This is a genomic window from Actinotalea ferrariae CF5-4, assembly GCF_000603945.1.
Classification (GTDB): domain Bacteria; phylum Actinomycetota; class Actinomycetes; order Actinomycetales; family Cellulomonadaceae; genus Actinotalea; species Actinotalea ferrariae.
In genome coordinates this window covers 1-672 of the sequence record NZ_AXCW01000511.1, presented here as the reverse complement: position 1 = coordinate 672, position 672 = coordinate 1, and the positions used below count along the sequence as shown (strand labels likewise).

At 80.2% G+C, this 672-nt stretch carries 1 pseudogene; it reads left to right on the top strand.

The annotated features are described in order from the left end of the window. Positions 1–672, top strand: a pseudogene (locus N866_RS21780) (endonuclease/exonuclease/phosphatase family protein); the annotation flags it as partial.

The window sequence follows — 672 nt, the reverse complement described above, 5'->3', positions numbered from 1 at the left end:
CACGCCCGGCCCAGCCGTGGCCGGCACCGCCGCGCCCGGGACCGACGACCGGCAGGCACCGCCCGGCGCGGCGTGGGCGCTGCTCGTCGCCACGCTCTCGCTCGTCACCCTCGAGCTCGTCCGGGCCAGCGGCCCGTCGCTCGACACCGTGTTCGCCGTCGGGGTCCTCGAGGCCGCCGGCGCCGCCCTCCTGACGTACGCGCTCCCCGGCGTCCTCCTGGCCGTCCTGGCGCTCCTGGTCGGGGCCGGACGGCGCGTCGAGCGGGCGGCCGTGGTGGGCGCCGTCCTCGTCGCCGGCCTGCGGGCGGCCCTCCCCCTGCTCGGCGGGTCCCCCCGCGTCGTCGTGACGCTGCTCGCCGTGGCGCTGGCCGTCGGCGCGCTCGTCGCCGCCGTGGCGGCGTCCGCGCGGCGCCGCGGCGGGCCGCTCACGGTCCGGGCCGTCGTCCTGGGCCTCGCGCTGCACGTCGGACTCCAGCTGCTCCTCTCGACGTGGGACGCGGTCTGGCGCACCGACGTCGCCGGCTGGGTCGTCACCCTGGTCACGACCGGGGCACTCGGCTGGGCCGCGACGCGCGTGCGGGACGAGGCCCCCGCACCGGACGGTCCGGACGGTCAGCCGCGCCCCGTGGCGCGGCTCTGGTCGGTCGGTCTGCTCCTCGGCCTGGCGGCGAT